The 22,203-nt window shown below is 66.7% G+C and carries 23 protein-coding genes and 1 tRNA gene; 9 read left to right on the plus strand and 15 right to left on the minus strand.

Features of this window, described 5'->3' with window-relative positions:
• Positions 1-46: 46 nt before the first annotated feature.
• The gene (hspQ, locus tag D103_RS0100975) at positions 47-367 is read right to left on the minus strand and encodes a heat shock protein HspQ (protein WP_018875471.1); all 321 of its coding nucleotides are present in this window, start codon (positions 365-367) and stop codon (positions 47-49) included.
• A 123-nt stretch (positions 368-490) separates the two neighbouring features.
• Here hspQ and D103_RS0100980 point away from each other — a divergent pair, with 123 nt between their 5' ends.
• Positions 491-1,051 carry an NUDIX domain-containing protein gene (locus tag D103_RS0100980; protein WP_018875472.1) on the plus strand — a complete coding sequence of 187 codons (561 nt, stop codon included), beginning with the start codon at positions 491-493 and terminating at the stop codon, positions 1,049-1,051.
• 13 nt (positions 1,052-1,064) lie between these two features.
• Here D103_RS0100980 and D103_RS0100985 read toward each other — a convergent pair whose 3' ends face one another.
• Positions 1,065-1,739, minus strand: coding sequence for a class II aldolase/adducin family protein (locus tag D103_RS0100985; RefSeq protein ID WP_018875473.1), 675 nt, complete (start codon positions 1,737-1,739; stop codon positions 1,065-1,067).
• A gap of 215 nt (positions 1,740-1,954) precedes the next feature.
• Here D103_RS0100985 and D103_RS0100990 point away from each other — a divergent pair, with 215 nt between their 5' ends.
• Both D103_RS0100990 and D103_RS0100995 read left to right on the plus strand, forming a co-directional pair.
• Positions 1,955-2,422: a cytochrome c gene (locus D103_RS0100990; RefSeq protein ID WP_018866310.1), complete on the plus strand. Its 468-nt coding sequence runs from the start codon at positions 1,955-1,957 to the stop codon at positions 2,420-2,422.
• Positions 2,423-2,431: 9 nt separating this feature from the next.
• The gene (locus D103_RS0100995; protein WP_018875474.1) at positions 2,432-3,352 is read left to right on the plus strand and encodes a cytochrome c; all 921 of its coding nucleotides are present in this window, start codon (positions 2,432-2,434) and stop codon (positions 3,350-3,352) included.
• 66 nt (positions 3,353-3,418) lie between these two features.
• Here the strand turns inward: D103_RS0100995 and D103_RS0101000 are convergent.
• Both D103_RS0101000 and D103_RS0101005 read right to left on the minus strand, forming a co-directional pair.
• Positions 3,419-3,494: transfer RNA gene (locus tag D103_RS0101000), tRNA-Asn, on the minus strand.
• Between the two features lie 83 nt (positions 3,495-3,577).
• Positions 3,578-4,768 carry a pyridoxal phosphate-dependent aminotransferase gene (locus D103_RS0101005; protein ID WP_018875475.1) on the minus strand — a complete coding sequence of 397 codons (1,191 nt, stop codon included), beginning with the start codon at positions 4,766-4,768 and terminating at the stop codon, positions 3,578-3,580.
• 84 nt (positions 4,769-4,852) lie between these two features.
• Here D103_RS0101005 and uvrB point away from each other — a divergent pair, with 84 nt between their 5' ends.
• The 5 genes from uvrB (at position 4,853) to D103_RS0101030 (ending at position 9,905) form a co-directional block, all read left to right on the plus strand.
• Positions 4,853-6,883 carry an excinuclease ABC subunit UvrB gene (gene uvrB, locus D103_RS0101010; protein ID WP_026280217.1) on the plus strand — a complete coding sequence of 677 codons (2,031 nt, stop codon included), beginning with the start codon at positions 4,853-4,855 and terminating at the stop codon, positions 6,881-6,883.
• A 41-nt stretch (positions 6,884-6,924) separates the two neighbouring features.
• Complete coding sequence (nagZ, locus tag D103_RS0101015; protein WP_018875477.1) at positions 6,925-7,968, plus strand: beta-N-acetylhexosaminidase; 1,044 nt, start codon at positions 6,925-6,927, stop codon at positions 7,966-7,968.
• Between the two features lie 114 nt (positions 7,969-8,082).
• Entirely contained in the window at positions 8,083-8,451 is a 369-nt protein-coding gene (locus D103_RS0101020) for a DsrE family protein (protein WP_018866315.1), read from the plus strand.
• A gap of 135 nt (positions 8,452-8,586) precedes the next feature.
• Entirely contained in the window at positions 8,587-9,138 is a 552-nt protein-coding gene (locus D103_RS0101025; RefSeq protein WP_018866316.1) for a hypoxanthine-guanine phosphoribosyltransferase, read from the plus strand.
• 14 nt (positions 9,139-9,152) lie between these two features.
• Complete coding sequence (locus D103_RS0101030) at positions 9,153-9,905, plus strand: S-methyl-5'-thioinosine phosphorylase (RefSeq protein ID WP_018875478.1); 753 nt, start codon at positions 9,153-9,155, stop codon at positions 9,903-9,905.
• 221 nt (positions 9,906-10,126) lie between these two features.
• On the opposite strand, the gene D103_RS0101035 is transcribed toward D103_RS0101030, so the two are convergent.
• Together D103_RS0101035 and D103_RS0101040 are read right to left on the minus strand one after the other, a co-directional pair.
• Positions 10,127-11,485, minus strand: coding sequence for an adenosylmethionine--8-amino-7-oxononanoate transaminase (locus D103_RS0101035; protein WP_018866318.1), 1,359 nt, complete (start codon positions 11,483-11,485; stop codon positions 10,127-10,129).
• A 24-nt stretch (positions 11,486-11,509) separates the two neighbouring features.
• Complete coding sequence (locus D103_RS0101040) at positions 11,510-12,880, minus strand: KamA family radical SAM protein (RefSeq protein ID WP_018875479.1); 1,371 nt, start codon at positions 12,878-12,880, stop codon at positions 11,510-11,512.
• A 289-nt stretch (positions 12,881-13,169) separates the two neighbouring features.
• Between D103_RS0101040 and D103_RS0101045 the strand changes: the two genes are divergently transcribed.
• Entirely contained in the window at positions 13,170-14,303 is a 1,134-nt protein-coding gene (locus D103_RS0101045) for an aminotransferase class V-fold PLP-dependent enzyme (protein ID WP_018875480.1), read from the plus strand.
• Positions 14,304-14,408: 105 nt separating this feature from the next.
• Here D103_RS0101045 and D103_RS0101050 read toward each other — a convergent pair whose 3' ends face one another.
• The 9 genes from D103_RS0101050 to fabG all read right to left on the minus strand — a co-directional run bounded on the left by D103_RS0101050 (position 14,409) and on the right by fabG (position 22,164).
• Entirely contained in the window at positions 14,409-14,747 is a 339-nt protein-coding gene (locus D103_RS0101050) for a PilZ domain-containing protein (protein ID WP_017941553.1), read from the minus strand.
• Between the two features lie 101 nt (positions 14,748-14,848).
• Positions 14,849-15,838 (minus strand): hypothetical protein, encoded by a 990-nt coding sequence (locus D103_RS0101055; protein ID WP_018875481.1) that lies wholly within the window; start codon positions 15,836-15,838, stop codon positions 14,849-14,851.
• Positions 15,839-15,841: 3 nt separating this feature from the next.
• A complete protein-coding gene (gene tmk / locus D103_RS0101060; protein WP_018875482.1) occupies positions 15,842-16,498 on the minus strand; it encodes a dTMP kinase in 657 nt (218 codons plus the stop codon).
• Between the two features lie 15 nt (positions 16,499-16,513).
• Positions 16,514-17,548 carry an endolytic transglycosylase MltG gene (gene mltG, locus D103_RS0101065; protein WP_018875483.1) on the minus strand — a complete coding sequence of 345 codons (1,035 nt, stop codon included), beginning with the start codon at positions 17,546-17,548 and terminating at the stop codon, positions 16,514-16,516.
• Entirely contained in the window at positions 17,535-18,347 is an 813-nt protein-coding gene (gene pabC, locus D103_RS0101070) for an aminodeoxychorismate lyase (RefSeq protein WP_018875484.1), read from the minus strand. Before pabC ends, mltG begins: the two co-directional genes overlap by 14 nt.
• On the minus strand, positions 18,344-19,693 hold the full coding sequence (locus D103_RS0101075; protein ID WP_018875485.1) for an aminodeoxychorismate synthase component I: 1,350 nt from the start codon (positions 19,691-19,693) through the stop codon (positions 18,344-18,346). Before D103_RS0101075 ends, pabC begins: the two co-directional genes overlap by 4 nt.
• Before the next feature lie 15 nt (positions 19,694-19,708).
• Positions 19,709-20,929 (minus strand): beta-ketoacyl-ACP synthase II, encoded by a 1,221-nt coding sequence (gene fabF, locus D103_RS0101080; protein WP_018866326.1) that lies wholly within the window; start codon positions 20,927-20,929, stop codon positions 19,709-19,711.
• Positions 20,930-21,058: 129 nt separating this feature from the next.
• Positions 21,059-21,298: an acyl carrier protein gene (gene acpP, locus D103_RS0101085; RefSeq protein ID WP_017941560.1), complete on the minus strand. Its 240-nt coding sequence runs from the start codon at positions 21,296-21,298 to the stop codon at positions 21,059-21,061.
• Positions 21,299-21,426: 128 nt separating this feature from the next.
• Positions 21,427-22,164, minus strand: a complete 738-nt coding sequence (gene fabG, locus D103_RS0101090) for a 3-oxoacyl-ACP reductase FabG (protein WP_018866327.1) — start codon at positions 22,162-22,164, stop codon at positions 21,427-21,429.
• Between the last annotated feature and the right edge of the window lie 39 nt (positions 22,165-22,203).

Raw genomic sequence — 22,203 nt, forward strand, 5'->3', positions numbered from 1 at the left:
GTCGTATTGGGTTGAACGGGGTGGCCCCAAGAGGCGGCGGCCGCGATCAATGGGCGCCGGGGTCCCCTTGGCGCGAATAGCGTCCATTCATGAACCGGTCAAAGAACTGCCCGAGGGCCGGATGCTCGATCTGCTCCCCGCGCGGATCCGGTTCCAGGTGGCGTTCGGCCACGTAGGTGCTGTGCGAATAGCCATCCACCAGTACGTGATACCACGGCTGATCCTTCGGCGGACGACTCCTGGCCACCGTCTCGTACCATTCATCGGAACCGGCGTATACCGGGTCCACATCGACGATCACACCGCGGTAATCGAACTTGGTATGGTGAACCAGTTCACCGACGGTAAAGCGTGTGCGTGTGGTCATGATCCCCTCTGTACTGCGTCGGTGCGCCTTTTCTATTGTGGACCGCCACCGGCGTTGCATGTTCAGGGCACGCCGCGCCGGTTTACCTGTTTGCAGCTCCTGACACGCCCTCACGGAACCGCCATGAATCGTAACCCGACCGGCCTGAGTCCACGTTTCCACAACGAAGTCCCGCAGGACGATGATCGCGAGCGCCGCGTCTGTGACCATTGTGGCTTCGTGGACTACGAGAACCCGCGAATCATCGTCGGGAGCGTGGCCATATGGGAGGATCGCGTCCTGCTATGTCGCCGGGCGATCGAGCCCCGCCGTGGTTACTGGACCCTGCCGGCCGGTTTCATGGAAAAGGGCGAGAGCCCGGGTGAGGGCGCCCGCCGCGAGGCCTGGGAGGAGGCCCGCGCGGAGCTGGAAGTCGATCAGTTGCTGGGGGTGTACAGCGTGCCGCACGTCGGGCATGTGCAGATGATCTACCGGGCGCGCCTGCTGAGCGACACGATCGCCCCCGGCCCGGAGTCCGAAGAGGTGAAGCTGTTCCCGTTCGACGCCTTGCCGCCGCTGGAGGAACGTGCGTTCCCGTCCGTAAGCTGGGCGCTGCGTCATTACCTGGAAACCCGCGAGCGGATCGACTTCGCCCCGCGCTCGGCGCCGTTGCCGGAGGCGGACGAAGCGGTGCCGGGGCTCTGAACCATTCTGGCGACTATTGTGGCGCGTCGCGCTGGGGCCCGTAGTGGCGGAACTTCTCCAGCACCCGGTCCATCTCCGCGTCATCCAGCAGCGTGGGCCCGCCGATCTGCAGACTCAGGACATACTGGCGCGCCAGCAGCTCGACTTCCTCGGTGAGCCACAGGGCCCGCTCAAGGTCCGGTCCGGTGGCGATCATGCCGTGGTTGGCGAGTAGACAGGCAGTACGGTCCTCGAGGGCCTCAACCGCCAGGCGCGAAAGCGCCTCCGTACCGAAGGTCGCATACGGCGCGCAGCGAATGGAGTTCCCGCCCGCCGCCGCAATCATGTAGTGCAGGGCAGGGATGTCGCGTCCCTGGATGGCCACCACGCTGGCGTACACGGAGTGCACGTGGACAACCGCGCCCAGCTCCGGGCGGGCCTGCAGGATCGCGCGGTGGAAGTGCCACTCGCTGGAGGGCTTGCGCTGCGGGTTCCAGCGCCCGGCGGCATCCACGTACACCAGGTCCTCCGGACGCAGGGCCTCGTAGGGCACACCGGATGGCGTGATCAGCATGCCATCGCCCAGGCGCACACTGATGTTGCCCGACGTGCCCTGATTGAGGCCGCGGCGGTTGGTCTCCAGGCCGGCGCGGATGACGGCCTCGCGCAAGGCGGTCGCGTCGGCGGGTGGGAGGGTGTATTCGTGCATGTGGGTACCAGACGACTGGGTGCCGGGCGATTGTAACGGGCCTCCGGGAACCCCGCGCGCGGAGCAGGGTCAATGGGGCAGGTCTGGCGAGTTTTCGCGGGACCCTTCGCCCCGTGGCAAGGCGGCCGGCGGGTCGTCTACAGTTCTCGGGTAGCGTTCAGGCTTCGGCTCGCCCGCCACGGGCGAGATTCTTTTCGTTACAGGGAGGAAGCACCATGAAGAATGCCGCACGTCTTGTCACCGCTTCGGCCGTGGCCGCCGCACTGACCCTCGGGTTGAGCGCTGGCAGCACCGTCCACGCCTTTGACGAACACGAGGCGACGATCGACTACCGTCAGGGCGTGATGCGCGCGATCGGCGGGAACGTCGGGGCCATCGCCGCCGTGGTCGTGGATGGAGCCGATTTCGGGGACAACCTCGAGATGCACACCAGCCAGCTGGTGGCGCTCAGTCAGGATATCCCCAGCCTGTTCCCCGAGGGCAGCGACTTCCCGGATACCGATGCCAAGGAAGAGATCTGGGATGACTGGGAGCGCTTCGAGGAACTCTCCAACGACACCCGCGAGGCCGCCGAGGCGCTCCATGCCGCCGTGGAGGCGGGCAACGAAGACGAATACGCCATTCGCTTCCGCAACCTCGGGCAGTCCTGTCAGGCCTGCCACGACGACTTCCGCCGCGACTGATCGGTGGCAATGGCGGGTACCAAACGAGGGCCGACAGCCTGGCTGCCGGCCCTCTGTCTTGCCGGCCTGATCGGGTCCGCCCCCATACAGGCGGACACCTCGATCGGTGAGCTGGAGCCCGAGGCGGACGCGGAGGATCGCATCGCCTATGGCGAGTACGTCCTGCGGGCCGGGGGCTGTGTCACCTGCCACACGGCGGAAGACGGCGAATTCCTGGCCGGCGGGCGCCCCATCGAGAGCCCCTTTGGCGTGTTCTACGGGCCCAACATCACGCCGGATCCGGAACACGGCATCGGCGGATGGTCCGAGGACGACTTCAAGCGCGCGCTCCAGCAGGGCCGCGGGCCGGACGGACGGCATTACTATCCCGCGTTTCCGTTTACCTCCTACACCCGCATGAAGGACGAGGACATCGAGGCCTTGTGGGCCTTCCTGCAGGCCGAGGTCGAGCCTGTGGCGCGGGAGAACACGCCGCACGATCTGGTCTGGTACGCGCGGTTCCGGCCGTCCCTGATGGGCTGGAAGTGGCTGCATTTCGAGCCGGGGGCCTTCGAACCCGACCCGGACGAATCGGAGCCGTGGAACCGCGGCGCCTACCTGACCCTGGCCCTCGGCCACTGCATGGAGTGCCACACCCCGCGCACTCGGACCGGCGGTCTCGACCTGGAGCGTCTGGGCGCCGGGGCCCGCCTGCCGGACGGGGATGTCGCCTCGAACATCACCCCGGATCGCGAGACCGGCATCGGACGCTGGGGCGAACGCCATATCGCCCGCTACCTGGAGATGGGCTTGACCCGCGACGGCGACTTTGCCGGCGGCGCCATGGCCGACGTGATCGACCACGGCACCGCTCATCTGACCGACGAAGACCGCCGCGCGATTGCCGTCTACCTGCAGTCGCTGGAGCCCCTCGAGCACGAGCCGGAGTAGGGTAACGGGACCGTAACCCCCCAAACGAAAAAAGCCAGGTCATGGTGACCTGGCTTTTTCTTTGTCTGGCTCCCCGGGACGGGCTCGAACCGCCGACCTAGTGATTAACAGTCACCCGCTCTACCGACTGAGCTACCGGGGAATTGGGCGCAAATCCTAATCGGGCGGGGCGGGGGCGTCAAGGAAAATCTGGCCGCCCGACGCGTTTCGCCGCCGTACCCGGCGTCAGTGGTGGCGCGCCACGAACTCGCGCAGGCGCTCCAGGGCCTTGTCGAGCTGGTCCACGCTGGTGGCGAACGAGACACGCACATGTCCCGGCGCGCCGAAGGCGCTCCCCGGAACCAGGGCCACGCCCACCTCGTCCAGCAGCTGCTTGGTCAGGGCGACGTCGGTGTCGATATCGGCTGCCGCCATCAGGCCGGTGACGCGAGGGAAGCAGTAGAAGGTGCCGTCCGGCATGAGGCAGTCGATCCCGTCGATGGCATTGAGGCCGTCCACGACGTGGCGAGCGCGCTCGGCGAAGGCCGAACACATGGCCACCACGCAGCCCTGGTCGCCGTTGAGTGCGGCCTCGGCGCCGGCCTGGGCAATGGAGGTCGGATTGGAGGTGCTTTGCGACTGGATCTTCTTCATCGCCGCGATCAGGTTCTTCGGACCACCGGCGTAGCCGATGCGCCAGCCGGTCATCGCATAGGCCTTGGATACGCCATTCAGCACCACGGTGCGCTCGAGCAGATCCGGGGCGACGTTGACGATGTTCACGAACGGGGCCGAGCCAAACCGGATATGTTCGTACATGTCATCCGTGGCAATGACCACACGGGGGTGACGCCGCAGCACCTCGGCCAGTTCGGTCAACTCGGCGGCCGAATACGCCGCGCCCGTGGGATTGGACGGGCTGTTCAGGAACACCAGGCGGGTGTTCGGGGTGATCGCGGCCTCCAGCTGTTCCCCGGTGATGCGGAAGCCGGCGTCCTGCTCGGCGCTGACGATCACCGGGCGCGCCCCGGCCAGCAGGGCGATATCCGGGTAGGACACCCAGTAGGGGGCCGGGATCACGACCTCGTCCCCGGGATTCAGCAGGGCCTGGCAGAGATTGAAGATGCTCTGCTTGCCACCGGAGGACACCAGAATCTGGTCAGGGGTGAACGTCAGGCCGTTGTCGCGATCGAACTTGCGGATGATGGCCGCCTTGAGGCTGGCCGTACCGTCCACCGGAGTGTACTTGGTTTCTCCGCGGGCAAGCGCGTCCACCGCCGCCTGCTTGATATGCTCGGGGGTATCGAAATCCGGTTCTCCGGCCCCCAGCCCGACGATGTCCCGCCCCTCCGCGCGAAGCTGAGCGGCCAGCGCGCTGACGGCGAGAGTGGGGGAGGGCTGGATGCGCTGGACGCGGTCGGAAAGCTCGATATCCAAGGGGTAGGCCTCTGTGTGATCGGGTCGATGGGCCGCGCGAGCGGTCGGGGCGAAATGATACTGAAATCAGGCGCGGAGGATAAGGTGCAGCCAGGCGAAGGCGAACAATTCAAGGTCGTATCGGAGTATCAGCCGGCGGGCGATCAGCCGACGGCGATCCGCGCGCTGACCGAAGGGCTGGAGGCCGGCCTCGCGCACCAGGTGCTGCTCGGCGTAACCGGATCGGGCAAGACCTTCACCATCGCCAACGTGATCGAGCAGGTACAGCGCCCCACCATCATCCTGGCACCCAACAAGACGCTTGCGGCGCAGTTGTACGGGGAATTCAAGGAGTTCTTCCCGCACAACACGGTGGAGTACTTCGTTTCCTACTACGACTACTACCAGCCGGAGGCCTACGTCCCGTCGTCGGACACCTACATCGAGAAGGACGCCTCGATCAACGATCACATCGAGCAGATGCGCCTGTCCGCCACCCGTGCGCTGCTGGAGCGGCGCGACGCAATCATCGTGGCCTCGGTGTCGGCCATCTACGGCCTGGGCGACCCGCGCAAGTATCTGTCGATGGTGCTGCACGTCGAGCGCGGCGACCGGATCGACCAGCGCGACCTGCTGCGCCGCCTGGCGGAACTGCAGTACACCCGCAACGACACCGAACTGCGCCGCGCCACCTACCGCGTACGCGGCGAGGTGATCGACATCCACCCGGCGGAATCCGACAGCGAGGCGGTGCGTATCGAGCTGTTCGACGACGAGGTGGAGCGGCTGTCGTACTTCGACCCGCTGACCGGCGAACAGCTGCGCACGGTGCCGCGTCTGACGATCTACCCCAAGACGCACTACGTGACCCCGCGCGAGACCCTGCTGGAGGCCGTGGACCACATCCGCGACGAACTCAAGGAGCGTCTGGACTTCCTGCGCAAGGAGGATCGGCTGGTCGAGGCTCAGCGTCTGGAACAGCGCACGCTGTTCGACCTGGAGATGATCCTGGAGATCGGGTACTGCAACGGGATCGAAAACTACTCGCGCTACCTCTCCGGACGCGCCCCGGGCGAGCCGCCGCCGACCTTTTTCGACTACCTGCCGAAGGATGCGCTGCTGGTCATCGACGAATCCCATGTCTCGGTGCCCCAGGTCGGCGGGATGTACAAGGGCGACCGCTCGCGCAAGGAGACCCTGGTGGAATACGGCTTCCGCCTGCCATCGGCCCTGGACAACCGTCCGCTGCGCTTCGAGGAGTTCGAGGACCTGATGCCGCAGACCATCTACGTCTCGGCCACCCCGGGTCCGTACGAGCGCGAACATGCCGGGGCGATTGTCGACCAGGTGGTCCGCCCGACCGGGCTGCTGGACCCGGAACTGGAGGTCCGTCCGGCCGGTACGCAGGTGGACGACGTCCTCTCGGAGGTGCGCGATCGCGTCGAACGCGACGAACGGGTGCTGATCACCACCCTGACCAAGCGCATGGCCGAGGACCTGACGGATTACCTCACCGAACACGGCGTGCGCGTGCGCTATCTGCACTCGGATATCGACACGGTGGAACGCATGGAGATCATCCGCGACCTGCGACTGGGGGAGTTCGACGTCCTGGTCGGGATCAACCTGCTGCGCGAGGGGCTGGATATGCCCGAGGTCTCCCTGGTGGCGATCCTGGACGCGGACAAGGAGGGCTTCCTGCGCTCCGACCGCTCGCTGATCCAGACCATCGGGCGCGCCGCGCGCAACGTGAACGGCAAGGCCATCCTTTACGCCGACAAGATCACCGGCTCCATGCAACGTGCGATCGACGAGACCGAGCGCCGCCGGGCCAGGCAGATCGAGCACAACGAGGCCCACGGCATCACGCCCCAGGGCATCCGCAAGAACATCGCGGACATCCTCGAGGCGCGCAACGCCACGCCCGGTTCCGGCGGCCGCCGCGGGCGGAAGGTCGCGGAGGAGGGCGCTGATTATCTGGGGGCGCCGGAGAACGCGGCGAAGGAGATCGAGCGCCTCGAACAGGAGATGTTCGCCAAGGCGCGCGACCTCGAATTCGAGGAGGCGGCCCGCATCCGCGATCGCATCGAGAAGCTCAAGGCACTCGCCTTTCTCCCCGAAGCCTCGCTATCCTGAAAAGATGGCTCCCGCGGGAGCGCCGATTCGAGCCTTGAGTGATGTCCCAGAACGCCCCCTTGCCCCTGGGTCCGGTGATGCTCGACGTCACCGGAATCGAACTCACCCCGGAAGATCGCGAACGCCTGCGACATCCCGCCACCGGCGGGGTGATCCTGTTTGCCCGCAATGCCGGCACGCCGGCGCAGGCCCAGGCGCTGGTCGCCGCGATCCGCGCCGAGCGCCCCGGCATCCTGATCGCCGTGGATCAGGAAGGCGGGCGCGTGCAGCGCCTGCGCGAGGGTTTCACCGCGATCCCGCCCATGCGCCAGCTGGGCCACGTCTACGACTACGACCGCAACAAGGCCTGTGAACTGGCGCATGCGACCGGCGAGCTGCTCGCGCGGGAACTGCGCGCACTGGATATCGATTTCAGTTTCACGCCCGTCCTCGACCGCGATCTGGAGATCAGCGACGTCATCGGCGACCGGGCGTTTCATTACGACCCGGACGTGATCGCACGCCTCGCCGGCGAACTGATCCGGGGCCTGGCTGCCGCCGGCATGGCCGCGGTCGGCAAGCACTTCCCGGGGCACGGTGCCGTGAAGGCGGATTCCCATGTCGCGCTGCCGGTGGATGATCGCCCCCTGTCCGAAATCGAGAATCAGGATCTCGAGGCCTTCCGGCCCGTGCTTGGAGATCTCGAGGGGATCATGCCGGCGCACGTCCTGTACCCTCAGGTCGACGGCTATCCCGCCGGATTCTCGCGTGTCTGGCTGCAGGACATCCTCCGCCGCGAACTGCGCTATCGCGGCGCCATCCTCAGCGATGACCTGGCGATGGCCGGCGCCGAGGGGATCGGCGACCCCGCGGAACGGGCGGCCGCCGCACGCGCCGCCGGCTGCGACATGGTGCTGATCTGCAACGAGCCGGAACAGGCCGACCGGATCCTGGAGGCCCAGGAGGATCAGCCCCTGTCCGCCGAGTCGGCGCGCCGCCTGGAACGCCTGCGCGCACGGCCCGTCGATGCCGATCCAAACCGCCTCCCGGCGCTTCGCGCGCAGCTCGATCGCTGGCTCCGCGCAAGCCAGCTCGCCACCGCCTGAACCGTGCCGGGCGGCGCATTGGCGCCCGCGCGTCGAGGCGCCTATAATGCGCCACCGGTCTGCGATTGAGCAGCTAGTAATATTCACACTCACCACTGAAGTTGGAGATCCAAAATGGCCGACAAGCTCCTGATCGTCATGGTCAACACCGACCCGAGCAACGCTTCCGAACTGGGTGCCCCGTTCTTCCAGGCCACTGTCGCCGCCGCGATGGAATACGACGTTGAAGTCGTGATGACCGGTCGTGCCGGCGAACTCGCCAAGAAGGGCGTGGCCGAAAACCTGTTCGTGCAGGAAGGCTCCAGCAAGAGCGTCTACGACTTCATGAAGGATGCCCACGAGGCCGGCGTCGTGATGAAGGTCTGCACCCCGACCCTGGATCTGTGGGGCAACGACCTGATCCCGGAAATCGAGGAAACCGTGGGCGGCGCCTACGTGATCTCCGAAGCGATGGACGACGACACGGTGACCTTCACCTACTAAGGTCCTCGACCTTCGTCTGCCAGCCGGCCGGCCCTTGTGCCGGCCGGTTGCGTTTCCGGGGTCCGGAATTTGCGAGCTTGCCTCGCTCCGGATGCTCGGACATGATTTCCCGCACCGACACCCCCAGGACATGCCATGAGCCCGGAACAGGCGCGAGCCACGCTGCGCGATGCCGACTGTCTCTTCAGTCGTGACGCCGTCGAGACCGCGATCGACCGTCTGGCCGAACGCACGGCGGTCGCGCTGAAGGACCGCAATCCGCTGGTGATGGGCGTGATGAACGGGGGTGTGGTGCTGATGGGCGGGCTGCTGACGCGCTGGTCGTTCCCGATGCAGGTCGACTACCTGCATGCCACGCGGTATCGCGGCGGCACCCGCGGCGGCGACCAGCTGCACTGGCTTGCGCGTCCCCAGGCGGCCCTGCAGGACCGTACCGTCGTGATCGTCGACGACATCCTCGACGGCGGCATTACGCTGGAAGGCATCAAGACCTTCTGCGAAGAGCAGGGCGCTCGGCAGGTCATCTCCATCGTCCTGGTCGACAAGCACAACCCCGACCGGGATCCGGCGATCACCGTCGACTACGCGGCCCTGGAGGCGCCCAACCGCTACCTGTTCGGGTACGGTATGGACTACCAGGACTACCTGCGCAACGCGCCCGGCATCTTCGCCGTGGCCGACCACTAGGGAAGCACTGATTAATGTCCGCACCCCGCATCGCCGTCATCGGCGGCACCGGTCTGACCCGACTGAAAGACCTGCAGATCACCCGACGCCAGGTGATGCACACGCCCTATGGGGAGCCCTCCGGCCCGCTGGTTTTTGGCCGGCTGAACGACATCGAGATCGTGTTCCTGCCGCGCCACGGGGCGCGCCACACCATCCCGCCACACCAGGTGAACTACCGGGCCAATATCTGGGCACTGCACAACGCCGGTATCGACAACGTGGTCGCCGTCGCCGCGGTCGGTGGGATCACCGAGGAGATGAAGCCGGGGGTGGTCGCGATCCCGGACCAGATCATCGACTACACCTGGTCACGCGCGAACACGTTTTTCGAAGGCGGCGACCTGGAAGAGGTCACCCATATCGACATGACCTGGCCGTACAACGAGGCGGTTCGCCAGACCCTGATCCGGGCGATCGACGAGCTCGGGATCGAGGCGGTGGAGCACGGGACGTACGGCGCGACTCAGGGGCCACGCCTGGAGACGGCCGCGGAGATCGACCGACTGGAACGCGACGGCTGCGACCTGGTCGGCATGACCGGCATGCCCGAGGCGGCCCTGGCGCGCGAACTGGGCCTCAACTACGCCTGCTGCGCCGTGATCGCCAACTGGGCCGCCGGCCGGGCCGAGGGCGAGATCACCATGGACGACATCGCGGCCAATCTGGATGTGGGCATGACGCGGGTCAAACAGATCCTGACCCACGTGATCAGCAGTCTTTCCTGAGAACCGCCGGAGCCCGGCCAAGGCCGGATTCGGGCCCGGACGGGCAAGAGAGGGGCAAGAGAGGGGCAAGACCGGGGGAGATACCGGCGACTGACCTGAAACCCGCCAACCGTCGCTCACCTCCGTTTTAACATAATATGTATTATGCGTCGTTATGGGTACAGCCGTACGGCACGAGGCTCGCCCTCAATCCCTGGCGAAGTGCCCGCGTTGTCGTCGGATCACGCGTGCACGGCCTTCTCGATCCCCTCGGTCATCACCTCCACCAGAAAGTCGATCTGGTCTTCGGTGATGACATACGGCGGCATCAGGTAGCTCACGTTCCCCAGCGGTCGCAGCAAGGCACCGCGCGTCAGTCCGTGGCGATAGATGTGCAGGCCGCGGCGTTCCTGCCACGGGTATGGCGTACGGGTCGCCTTGTCCTGCACCAGTTCCACCGCCGCGATCATGCCGTGCTGGCGCACGTCGGCGACGTGCGGATGCGCCGTCAGAGGTTCCAGTCGTTTCGCGATATGTTTGGCAAGTTGACGGTTTTGCTCGATAACCGGATCGGCCTGGAAGATGTCGAGTGTCGCCAGTGCCGCCCTGCACGCCAGCGGATTCCCGGTGTAGGAATGCGAGTGAAGGAACATGTTGAGCTTTTCGTAATCGTCGTAGAACGCCTGGTAGATCGAGTCCGTGGTGAGCACCGCGGCCATGGGCAGATAGCCGGCGGTCAGCCCCTTCGACAGGCACAGGAAATCGGGCGTGATCGGCCCCTGTTCGCAGGCGAACAGGGTGCCGGTGCGGCCAAAGCCCACGGCAATCTCGTCGGCGATCAGGTGCACGCCGTGGCGGTCGCAGGCCGCGCGCAACAGGCGCAAATACTCCGGATCGTACATGCGCATATGGCCGGCGCATTGCACCAGCGGCTCGATGATGACCGCGGCCACCTCGTCGCCATGTGCCGCCAGGGCTTCCTCCATGTGAGCGAACTGCCGCCGGGCGACGTCGGCACAGCTCTCGCCCGCCTCGCGCTCGAAGCAGTCGGGCGCCGGGACAGTGATTACGTCCAGCATCAGCGGTTCGTAGGTGGCGCTGTACAGCGGCACGTCACTGACCGAAAGCGCCCCCAGTGTCTCGCCGTGATAGCTGTTGGAGAGCCGGATGAATCGGGTCTTCCGCGGGCGGCCGACGTTGCGCCAATAATGGAAGCTCATCTTCAGCGCGACCTCGACCCCAGCGCTGCCATTGTCCGCGAGGAAGACCCGCTCCAGGCCGTCCGGGGTGATGTCGATCAGGCGCTCGCAGAGTTCGACCACCGGTTCGTGGGTGCAGCCCGCAAGGATCACGTGCTCCAGCCGGTCCAGCTGGTCCTTGACCGCATCGCCGATTCGCGGATTGGCATGACCGAAGAGATTGACCCACCAGGAACTGATCGCGTCCAGGTAGCGGTTGCCGTCGAAGTCGTACAACCAGACGCCCTCCCCGCGCTGGATCGGAAGCAGCGGGAGGGTCCCCTCCTCGCCGTAGTCCTTCATCTGGGTACAGGGATGCCAGAGGGCGCGCAGGTCACGCTGCTTCAGGGTGTCGTTGTCCATGGGGCTCTTGCTGTCAGGGGGCGGTTACTCGCCGGATGCGGCCTTGATCGCGGCCAGCTCATCCTCGAAGAAGAAGCGCTCTTCGCCGAAGGCCGGTTGCAACTGGTCCAGCCAGGTGGCCTGGTCGTCATAGCGCGCGAAGAAGGGCCGCTGTACCCAGTCGGGATTGCGCGCCTGAATAAACCGCAGCACGAATACCTTCTCGCCCTGGATCTCCGCCACGCCCTGGATCTCGACCTTGCCGGGTTCCGCGCTCATCGAGGGGCCCCGGGCGGTGCGACCCAGTCCGGAAACCTGCTGCATGGCCTCGCGATAGATCTCCCAGGCCCGGGCCAGTGGCACCTCGAAATAGCGTCGGGCGCCGGTGTCGCGCTCGACGAACATGTAGTACGGGATGATCCCCAGGCGGACCTCTTCTCGCCACAGATCCGCCCATGCGCCCGGGTCATCGTTGATGTGCCGCAGCAACGGACCCTGGGCACGAATCTCGGCGCCGGTATCCCGGACGCGGCGGATCGCCTCGCGCGCGATCGGGGTACGCAGCTCGTGGGGATGGTTGTAATGGGCCATCAGCGCCACGTGTTTCCCCGCCTCCGCGAGTCGCTCCAGGAGATGCAGGAGCTCGTCCGCGTCACTGTCCGTGACAAAGCGATAGGGCCAGAACGTCAGGGCCTTGGTGCCGATACGGACGGTCTGGACATGGGCCAGATCCGGCTCCAGCAATCCCTCCAGGTAGGCCTTCAGGTGCTTGGTTTTCATCACCAGCGGGTCGCCGCCCGTCATCAGCAGGTCGCTGATCTCCGTGTGGCTGCGCAGGTAGTCGTGCAGCAATCCGGCATCGGTACTGGCGATCCGCAGTTCCTTGTCTCCGACAAACTGGGCCCAGCGAAAGCAGAAGGTGCAATAGCTGTGGCAGGTCTGCCCCTGTCCGGGGAAGAACAGGACCGTCTCGCGGTACTTGTGCTGCAGCCCGGTGATCACCTCGCCGGCTTCCTCGCTGGGCCGGTTGAGTTCCAGCTGGCCGGCGGGATGCGGGTTCAGGTCCTCGCGCAGTTCACGCGCCAGGGCCTGGATCTCGCCACGTGATGCACCCTTGCGGTGGAGATCGGCCATACGCTCGAAGGCCCCCGGTTCCAGCATCTCCCGCTGCGGGAAGGTCAGCTGGAACATCGGGTCGTCGGGGACGCGATCCCAGTCGATCAGTTCCTCGATCACGTAGTCGTTGACCCGGAACGGCAGCACGCTGGCGACCACGCGCATTTCGAACCGCATGGCCTCCGGCAGCGCCGCGACCGCCGGAATACGATCGAGCGAACGGTCATTGAAGACCCGGAATTCGCGCGACTCGACGGCCCCGAGCTCGGGGTCCCGATAGAACTGGACAACGGAATTCATCCGTCCCTCCTGTACTGGCAAGGTGCAAAACGGCGCAGCGCCTGCGGGAGGCCGGAAGGCGCGGTGGACGAGGCCATGCGGCCGCTGCGAGGGCCCGTTCACCAAACCCGATGACATGGATTGAGGCGCAGACCCGGGGTATTCAGGGAGCCGGCAAATTAACAACTTGCCCGGGGAATCACAACAAGCGCCTGACACGCGGCACCGGTCACGGCGGCTCTGGCGCGCGCACGGTGTTCTACCGGCCGCCCGACTGGGTTACCCTTCGGGCCCGGCCCAGGAGGATCGCATGCACCCGGAATTTCCGCAGGAAGGGATTATCCATCTCAACCATGCCGCCGTCGGCCCATGGCCGCGACGCACCGAGGAGGCGGTCTGCCAGTTCGCCCATACGAACGTCGTCCATGGTTCGCGCGACTACCTCCAGTGGCTGCGGCATGTCGATGCAACCCGGGCGCTCGCCCGCGCGCTGATCGGTGCCCCGTCGGCCGAGGATATCGCCTTCGTCAAGAACACCTCGGAGGCGCTTTCGATGGTGGCCTTCGGCCTCGACTGGCGCCCGGGCGACAACGTCGTGTTCCCGGTCCACGAGTTTCCGTCCAACCGCGTGGTCTGGCTGGCCGCGGCCGAGCGCTTCGGCATCGAGGCCCGCGAGGTGCCGGTTGGTCCGGAGCCGGAACGCGATCTTCTGGCCGCCTGCGACGGGCACACGCGCCTGGTCGCCACCAGCGCGGTACGCTACGACTCCGGGATGCGCATCGACATCCAGGCGCTGGGCGCTGAACTGCGCGCGCGCAGCATCCTGTTCTGCGTCGACGCGATCCAGCACCTGGGCGCCCTGCCCTTTGATGCGCCCGGCTGTCATGCCGATTTCGTGATGGCGGATGCGCACAAGTGGATGCTGGCACCGGAGGGGATCGGGGTGTTCTACGTGAACCCGGAGGCGCGCGAGCAGCTGAAGCTGCAGGAATACGGCTGGAACATGCTGGCGCATGCCGGTGACTTCTCCAACCCCGGCATCGAACCAGCCACCAGCGCCCGGCGGTTCGAGCCGGGCAGCCCGAACATGCTGGGGGTTCACGCCCTGCACGCCAGCCTGTCGCTGCTGCTGGAGACCGGGCTCGAGACCATCGACCACGAAATCCGCGAGCACTGGCTGCACCTGGAGGACGGGTTGCGCAGCCAGGGATGCCGCATCCTGACACCGCGCGGCCGGCGCGCCGGCATCCTCACCTTCCGGCCACCGGTGGACGATCTGGATGCGCTGTACGCCCGGCTTCAGGGGTACGGGGTGCTGTGTGCCCTGCGCGGCGGCGGGATCCGCTTTGCACCCCACTTCTATCTGACGCGGGAACAGATCGACCGCGCGCTGGAGTGCGTGGCCGAGGCTATCCGCGAGAAGGCGGCTGCAGGCGTGCGCTGAGGGTGGCGGATGCGGGTCGACAAGGGGACCCGGACGCGGCGAGCTGCGGCGGGTGACGGGCTCGAACGGCAAGCCCGCCCGAACACCCTGGCCTTTGCCCGGCGGCTAGAACGTGTGGGTCTTGCGGTCCGAGTTCAGCATACCGCCCAGGTGCTCCTCGATGCGGCGATGAGTCACGCCCTTGTCGGACTTGTTGAACTGCACGCCGATGCCGCGCAGGCGGTTGCCCTGCGCCCGTGGCGGGGTGATCCAGACCACCGTGCAGGGCGTCGGCAGGCGGTCCGAATCCTCCAGCAGTGACAGCAGCAGGAAGACTTGATCCCCGAGCTTGTAGGCCTTGTCGGTCGGGATGAACAGCCCGCCGTTGGTCACGAACGGCATGTACGCCGCATACAGCGCGGGTTTTTCCTTGATTGCCAAGGTGAGCATGCCCTGCCCGGCCATAGACCCTCCCGTGTGACCTGATTACGTGCTGGGCCGAGGAGTATCGCCCATCGATGCGATCGCGCGCCACCCCGTGGCCGCTCGCGGCGTGAGTTGTGCCGCTACTTCGCCTGGAAATTCAGGGCGATATCCTCCATGCGCAGCTGCGGGTTCAGCTGACGGCTCGCCTGGCGTTGCCAGACCAGCGCCCGCGCGGACAGCTCGGCCAGGCGTCGCGCGCCGGCACGCCGGGCAAAGCCCTCCAGAAGAGCGCGCGGGAATTGCCGGCCAAAGGCATCCGGCTCGCCGTTGACCGCCATACGCTGGGCCGACACCAGCAGGGCCTGGATCCGCGGAATCAGGGATTCCGGCAGGCTGCGCTGCAGGGTAGCCGCCATCGCGTGCACGCTGGCGCCACGCAACAACGCGGTCAGGGCCTCGCGGTCCTGTTCCCAGCGACCCATGCGTTCGGGGTCGGTCAGGATCTCGCGGGCGGCCAGTGGTCGCCCGAGGCTGGCTGCATAGGCCTCGTCCACCGCTGCCGGATTATCCGAGAACCCGCGCAGCCAGGCCGTCGCGTCCGCCGGGGCCGGATTGGCGATCTCGATGGTCTGACAGCGGCTGCGGATCGTCGCCGGCAGACGCGCGGGCTGCGCCGCCTCGAGGATCAGCATCGCCCCGGTCGGCGGTTCTTCCAGGGTCTTGAGCAAGGCATTTGCGGCATTCGCGTTCAGGGCGTCGGCCGGGCGGATGATCACGGAGCGCAGATCCCCCGACCCGGACAGCGACAGGAAGTCGATCGCCTCGCGGGCCGCGGCGATCAGGATCTCCTTCCCGGCCTCCTCCGGTTCCAGGGCCATCACCTCCGGGTGCACACCGGTACTGAAGCTGCGGCAGGCGTTACACTCGCCGCAGGCCGCTTCCTCGCCGCTGGCGCGCTGGCACAACAGTGCCTGAACCAGCGCGGTGGTCAGCAGGGCCTTGCCCACCCCGGTCGCGCCGTGGATCAGCAGACCGGTGGGCAGGCGGCCGTCACGTCCGCGCCGGACCAGTCCGCTCCACGGCGCCTGCAGCCAGGGCGGCAGCGCCTCCCGGGTGTCGGTTCCCTCCATCCTTCAGCCGCCCCCCAGCGCGTGCAGCGGCAGGCGCTCCCGCACGCCCGCCAGGATCCGCTCGGCCACGGTGTCCGGATCCGCCGCTCCATCCACCACCAGGTACCGGTCGGGGGCCTTTGCCGCGCGCTGGCGATACGCCTCGCGCGCGCGCTCGAAGAAGTCCAGCGCCTCTCGCTCGATCCGGTCACGGCGCCCCCGCTGCACCGCCCGTTCCAGTCCGGTCTCGGGGGCAATATCCAGCAGGATCACCAGATCCGGCCGCAGCTCGCCCTGCAACCAGTCTTCCAGACTGGCCACTCGCTGGCCTCCCAGGCCCCTTCCCGCGCCCTGATAAGCGAAGGAGGCGTCGGTAAAGCGGTCGCTGAGCACCCAGTCGCCCGCGTCCAGGGCTGGCCGGATGATCTCGGCCAGGTGCTGGGCCCGTGCCGCGAACATCAGCAACAATTCCGCCTCCGGACACATCCCGGGCAGATCCGGGTCCAGCAGCAACCCGCGCAGACGCTCGCCCAGCGCGGTTCCGCCCGGCTCACGCGTGACGCGCAGGCTGTGGCCGGCGGCGCGCAATCGAGCCTCCAGCCGCTCGATCTGGGTGGTCTTGCCCGAGCCTTCGATGCCCTCAAGCACCAGGAAACGACCAGGATGGGGTGAGCGATCCATGCGCAGGGGCTCCCGTTAGCGGTTGCGGATGCCGTAGCGGCTGCCGTCCCCGCCCAGCTGGTAACGGATCACGGCCTCGCGGTGTTCGCGATAGGTCTGGGAGAAATGATGGCTGCCATCGCCGCGCGAGACAAAGAACAGGTCGTCGGTATCCGCCGGCCGCGCGGCGGCCTCCAGGGCGGCCCGGCCCGGCAGCGCAATGGGCGTCGGGGGCAACCCGGCCCGCGTGTAGGTGTTGTAGGGGTGGTCACGATCCAGCTCGGCCCGCGTCAGCCGCTGCACGCCCGGTTCCTGCACGTACAGCAGGGTCGGGTCGGTCTGCAACCGCATGCCGCGCTTGAGCCGGTTCACGAATACGCCCGCTACCCGGTCCCGCTCGTCCCCGCGCCCAGTCTCGCGCTCGATGATCGAGGCCAGGATCAGCAGCTCATAGGGGGAATCCACCGGGTGGTCCTCGATACGGCCTTCCCAGGCCCGCTCCAGGTGCAGGCGCATGGCCTGATGGGCGCGCTCCAGCACCGTCAGGGCCTCGGTGCCGGAGCCGAAGAAATAGGTATCCGGAAGAAACCAGCCCTCGGGATGATCCAGATCCGACAAGCCCAGGGTCTCGAGGAGGTTGTGAACCCCGACCGACTCCGGCGGACCGACCAGCTCCGGATGTTCACGCAGGGCGCTCAGTGCCTGCCGGATGGTCCAGCCCTCGGGAAAGGTCAGGCGATGCTGGACAACCTCGCCCCGGGCCATCGCGTGCAGCAGATCGCGCGGCGTCATCCCCGGGGTCACTGCGTACTCGCCGGCCTGTAACCGCGGCGCGAGCCCCTGGCGCCGCCCGTAGACCTCCGCCACCCAGGCGGACTCGATCCAGTCGCGCTCGGCAAAGGAGCGGCTGACCGAGCGCAGCCCCTGACCGGATTCAAGCTGGTAGCGTTCCGAGGCGTCCAGCGCCAGGGGCGTGTCCAGTTGTGCCCGGTAGTGTTCGCCCAACCACCAGGCGGTGCCCAGGGCAAGCACGACCACCAGGGCCAGGACGGCGAGACTAATGCGCTTCATGCAACGCGATTCCCATGCGGTAGAGCGGATCATCCTGCCACGCGCGCCCCGGATTGTCCGCTTCAGCCAGCACCGCCGGGGTCATCCCGAGGCGTGCATTGGTTATGTAGATACCGTCGGCTTGCCTGATCCGTTCGGTCTCCGGATACTCTTCGACCACGGAGAATCCAAACCTTGCCGCATGATCGAGGATCCAGGCCCGCCGGGTCCCGGCAATTCCTGCCTCGTCGAGCGGGGGCGTCAGCAGGCGCTGCCCCTCACGCACCCAGAGATTACCCTGGGTGGCGCTGATCACCCGCCCCAGTGCATCGCAAACGATCGCTTCCTCCCAGCCAGTTTCCCAATGGCTGCGTACCATCACCTGTTCCAGGCGGCTGGTGTGCTTGAGCCCCGCGAGCGCCGGGTTCACCCCAACCGGGACGGCCGACCAGCCCAGAACCAGGGGCCTCCGGTCGCCGGGTGGCGTGGCGTCCAGCGCGGGCCCGGCACTGACGATCCGCGTGGGTGCCGGATGGGCGGGTGGCGCGTACCCTCGGGGCCCTCCGCCACGCGTAATCGTCACCCGCACCAGGCATTCGGGCCCGTGCGCCACCTGTGCCACTTCCTCGAGAATCTGCCCTTCCTCGGGCTCCGGGAAGCCCAGCTGGCGCAGACCCCGCCACAGCCGAGCCCGGTGGTACGCCCACAATTGCGGCTGGCTCGAACGCACGCGCAGGGTCTCGAACAGCCCATCCCCGAGCAGCAACCCGCGATCACCCGCCGAGACGTTCTCGTCCGGTTCCCCGTTCACCAGGATCACGAAAGCACCTCGTTGTGCACGCCCAGCGCCTCCAGAAGACCCCGTGCCTTGTGCCGGGTCTCCTCCAGCTCGCGCTCCGGGTCCGAGTCAGCCACGATGCCGGCACCGGCGCGGAAGCGCAGCTCGTTCCCGTGCGCAACGAGCGTACGGATCAGGATGTTGGTATCCATGCGCCCGTGCCGGCTCACGTAGCCACAGGCGCCGGTGTAGGCGCCCCGCGGCGCGTACTGCTCCAGTTCCTGGATGATCTGCATGCTGCGAATCTTCGGGCACCCGGTGATGGTGCCGCCGGGGAAGACCGCCCGCAGGACATCAGCGGCCGTGGTCCCGGGGCGCAGGCGCCCGACGATGCTCGAGACAATGTGGTGCACCCGGCGATAGCTCTCGATGGTCATCAGCTCCGCGACCCGCACGCTGCCAATCTCGGCCACCCGCCCGACATCGTTGCGTTCCAGGTCCACCAGCATCACATGTTCGGCCCGCTCTTTAAGATTAAAGTTCAACTCACTGAAAAGACGCCGATCCTTATCGGCGTCCGCATCCCGTCTGCGGGTTCCCGCGATCGGCCGGGTCTCGATTTCGCCCCGCTCTACCGACACCAGGCGTTCCGGCGAGGAGCTAATCACGTGGGCCCCCGGCAACTGCAGCCAGGCGGCGAACGGGGCCGCATTCGCCTGACGCAGGCGCATATACAGCACCGCCGGATCCAGCGGTGCGGACGCCGTGGCCTGCCATTCCCGCGACAGATTGACCTGGAAGGTATCGCCGGCCCGAATGTACTCGAGCCCGCGAAGTACCGCCTCGCGGTACCGGGCCGGGTCCTCCTCCTGCAACGAAAGATCGGGCAACGGGTTGCACGCCGCGTCCGCATCCTCCTGTACTGCCTCCAGGTCCCGCTCGATCTGCGCCCGGCGCTCGGCATCGTCCGTTTCGTCCACGAACCATGTACGGCCCGCGTGGTGATCATGGATCAGGGCCACCGGAAAATAGGTCAGCAGCGCGTCCGGCAGCCAGGGATCCGACCGGCATTCGCCCAGCGCCGGCTCCAGGCCCCAGGACAGCTCGTATCCCGCGTAGAGGAACCACCCTCCGAGGAACGGGAGATGGGCATGGGGCGTGTCGTCCGGGGCCAGCTCCGGTACCCCGGACAGGTCCTGGTCCAGCGCCTGCAGGATATCCTCGCCCGCCGCGGTCGAAAGGGTTCGACCGGGAAAGGCAAACAGGATGGAGAAGCGTGCCGGGGCCTGCCCGATGAGGGCCGACTCCAGCAGGTGCGGGTAGCGTTCGGGGAATCGCCGCGCCAGGGCCGCGAAATCGACCCCGGCGGCCAGTGGATGGACCGCCATGGCGGCGCCGCAGCGTCAGATGCTGCGGAACACCAGCGTGCCGTTGGTGCCGCCGAACCCGAAGGAGTTGGACAGGCCGACCTTGGTGTTCATCTCGCGCGCTTCGTTGGCCACATAGTCCAGATCGCAGCCTTCGCTCGGGTTTTCCAGGTTGATGGTCGGCGGCGAAACCTGATCGCGCAGGGCCAGCGCCGTGAAAACGCCCTCGATCCCGCCGGCGGCCCCCAGCAGGTGGCCGGTCATCGACTTGGTGGAGTTCACCAGAAGCTTGTAGGCATGGTCACCGAAGGCCTTCTTCAGCCCCTGGGTCTCCGCCAGGTCGCCCGCCGGCGTCGAGGTCCCGTGCGCGTTGATATACCCGACCTCTTCCGGATTCACGCCGGCATCCTTCAGCGCCCGGTGCATGCACTTGGCGGCGCCGGAGCCATCCTGGATGGGCTGCGTCATGTGGTGGGCATCAGCGTTCCAGGCGAACCCCGCGACCTCGCAGTAGATGTTCGCCCCGCGAGCCTTCGCATGCTCGTACTCTTCCAGCATCATCACGCCAGCACCATCGCTGAGCACGAAGCCGTCACGATCCTGGTCCCAGGGGCGGGAAGCGCGTTCCGGATCGTCGTTGCGGGTGGACAGCGCGCGAGCCGCGGCAAAGCCGCCGATGCCCAGCGGCGTGGTCGCCATCTCGGCCCCGCCGGCCACCATCGCATCGGCGTCGCCGTAGGCGATCATGCGCGCCGCGTCGCCGATGTTGTGGGTCCCGGTGGCACAGGCCGAGACGATGGAGATGTTCGGGCCCTGCAGGTTGCGCATGATGGACAGATTGCCGGCCACCATATTGATGATCGCACTGGGCACGAAGAACGGCGAGATCTTGCGCGCCCCGCCCTTCAGGTATGCCCCGTAGGAACGTTCGATATACGGCAGACCGCCGATTCCGGAGCCGATCGCGACCCCGATCCGTTCGGCGTTCTCCTCGGTCACCTCCAGTCCGGAGTCGTCCAGGGCCTGAAGCCCCGCGGCCAGCCCGTAGAGGACGAAGGTGTCCATCTTTTTCTGATCTTTCGTCGGGACGTAATCATTGGCCTCGAAATCCCGAACGGCGCCGGAGATCTTCACCGGCATGTCCGAGGCATCGAAGACATCGATGGGGGAAATGCCGCTCTTGCCGGCCTTGATGTTGCTCCAGGCCTTGTCGATAGTGGATCCGACCGGGGACACGATCCCCAGTCCGGTAATCACGACACGTCGCTTAGCCAATGATGTTCTCCTCGAAAGACTGAAATACGCGTTCAGCGAAACGACGAAGGGCCGCCCTGCGCGCAGGAAGGCCCGTTCGCGTCGTCCTGACCGGCGCCCGGAGGCGTCGGATCAGTCCTTCATGTGCTCGTTGATATAGTCGATCGCCTGCTGCACGGTGGTGATCTTTTCCGCCTGCTCGTCGGGGATCTCGGTCTCGAATTCTTCTTCGAGCGCCATCACCAGTTCCACCGTGTCCAGCGAGTCCGCACCCAGGTCGTCAACGAAAGCGGCGGCGTTGGTCACGTCCTCTTCCTTGACTCCCAGTTGCTCGACAACGATCTTCTTGACGCGTTCTTCAATGCTACTCATAGTTCAGAAATCCCCTTCGGTGTGAGGCGGCTTCGTTGAAAGGTCCGCCATTCTAGAGAAAAGCCCCGCCGCGATCTAGCGATCCGTGCAGCGAGCCATGCGGGCGGCACACGGCCTGCCCGCCGTGATCAATGCATGAACATCCCGCCGTTCACGTGCAGGGTCTCGCCGGTGATGTAACCGGCCTCCTCGGAGGCGAGGAAACCCACCGCCGCGGCGATCTCCTCCGGCGCGCCGAGGCGCCCCAGCGGGATCTGGCCCAGCAGGGCCGCTTTCGTGTCATCGCCCAGCTCGCGGGTCATATCGGTATCGATGAACCCAGGGGCGACCGTGTTCACCGTGATACTGCGGCTGCCGACCTCGCGCGCCAGCGACCGGGCAAACCCGGCCAGGCCCGCCTTGGCCGCCGCATAGTTGGTCTGTCCCGCGTTGCCGGTGGAGCCGACCACCGACCCGATCAGGATGATACGGCCGCGGCGCAGCTTCATCATCCCCTTCAGCAGGCGCTGGGTCAGGCGCACGGCGGCGGAGAGGTTGGTGTCGATGATCGCATCCCACTCCTCGTCCTTCATGCGCATGAAAAGGTTGTCGCGGGTAATGCCGGCGTTGTTCACCAGCACCTCGATCGGGCCTTCCTGCGCCTGGATCGCCTGCAGGCCGGCGGCGACGGAATCAGCGTCGGTGACGTCCATGGCGATGCCGCGGCCGCCCCATTCCTTCAGGGCCTCGGTGATCCGCTCGGCGCCGGCGTCACTGGTGGCGGTGCCTACCACCTGCAGGCCCTGCTCGGCCAGACGCCGGGCGATGGCGGCGCCAATGCCGCGGCTGGCGCCGGTTACCAGGGCTACACGTTTGCTGTCAGACATGGTTGTGCCTTTGCTTCATGTGAGAGGGAGTCGCGAACC

The organism is Thioalkalivibrio sp. ALE31 (assembly GCF_000377405.1).
GTDB lineage: Bacteria > Pseudomonadota > Gammaproteobacteria > Ectothiorhodospirales > Ectothiorhodospiraceae > Thioalkalivibrio.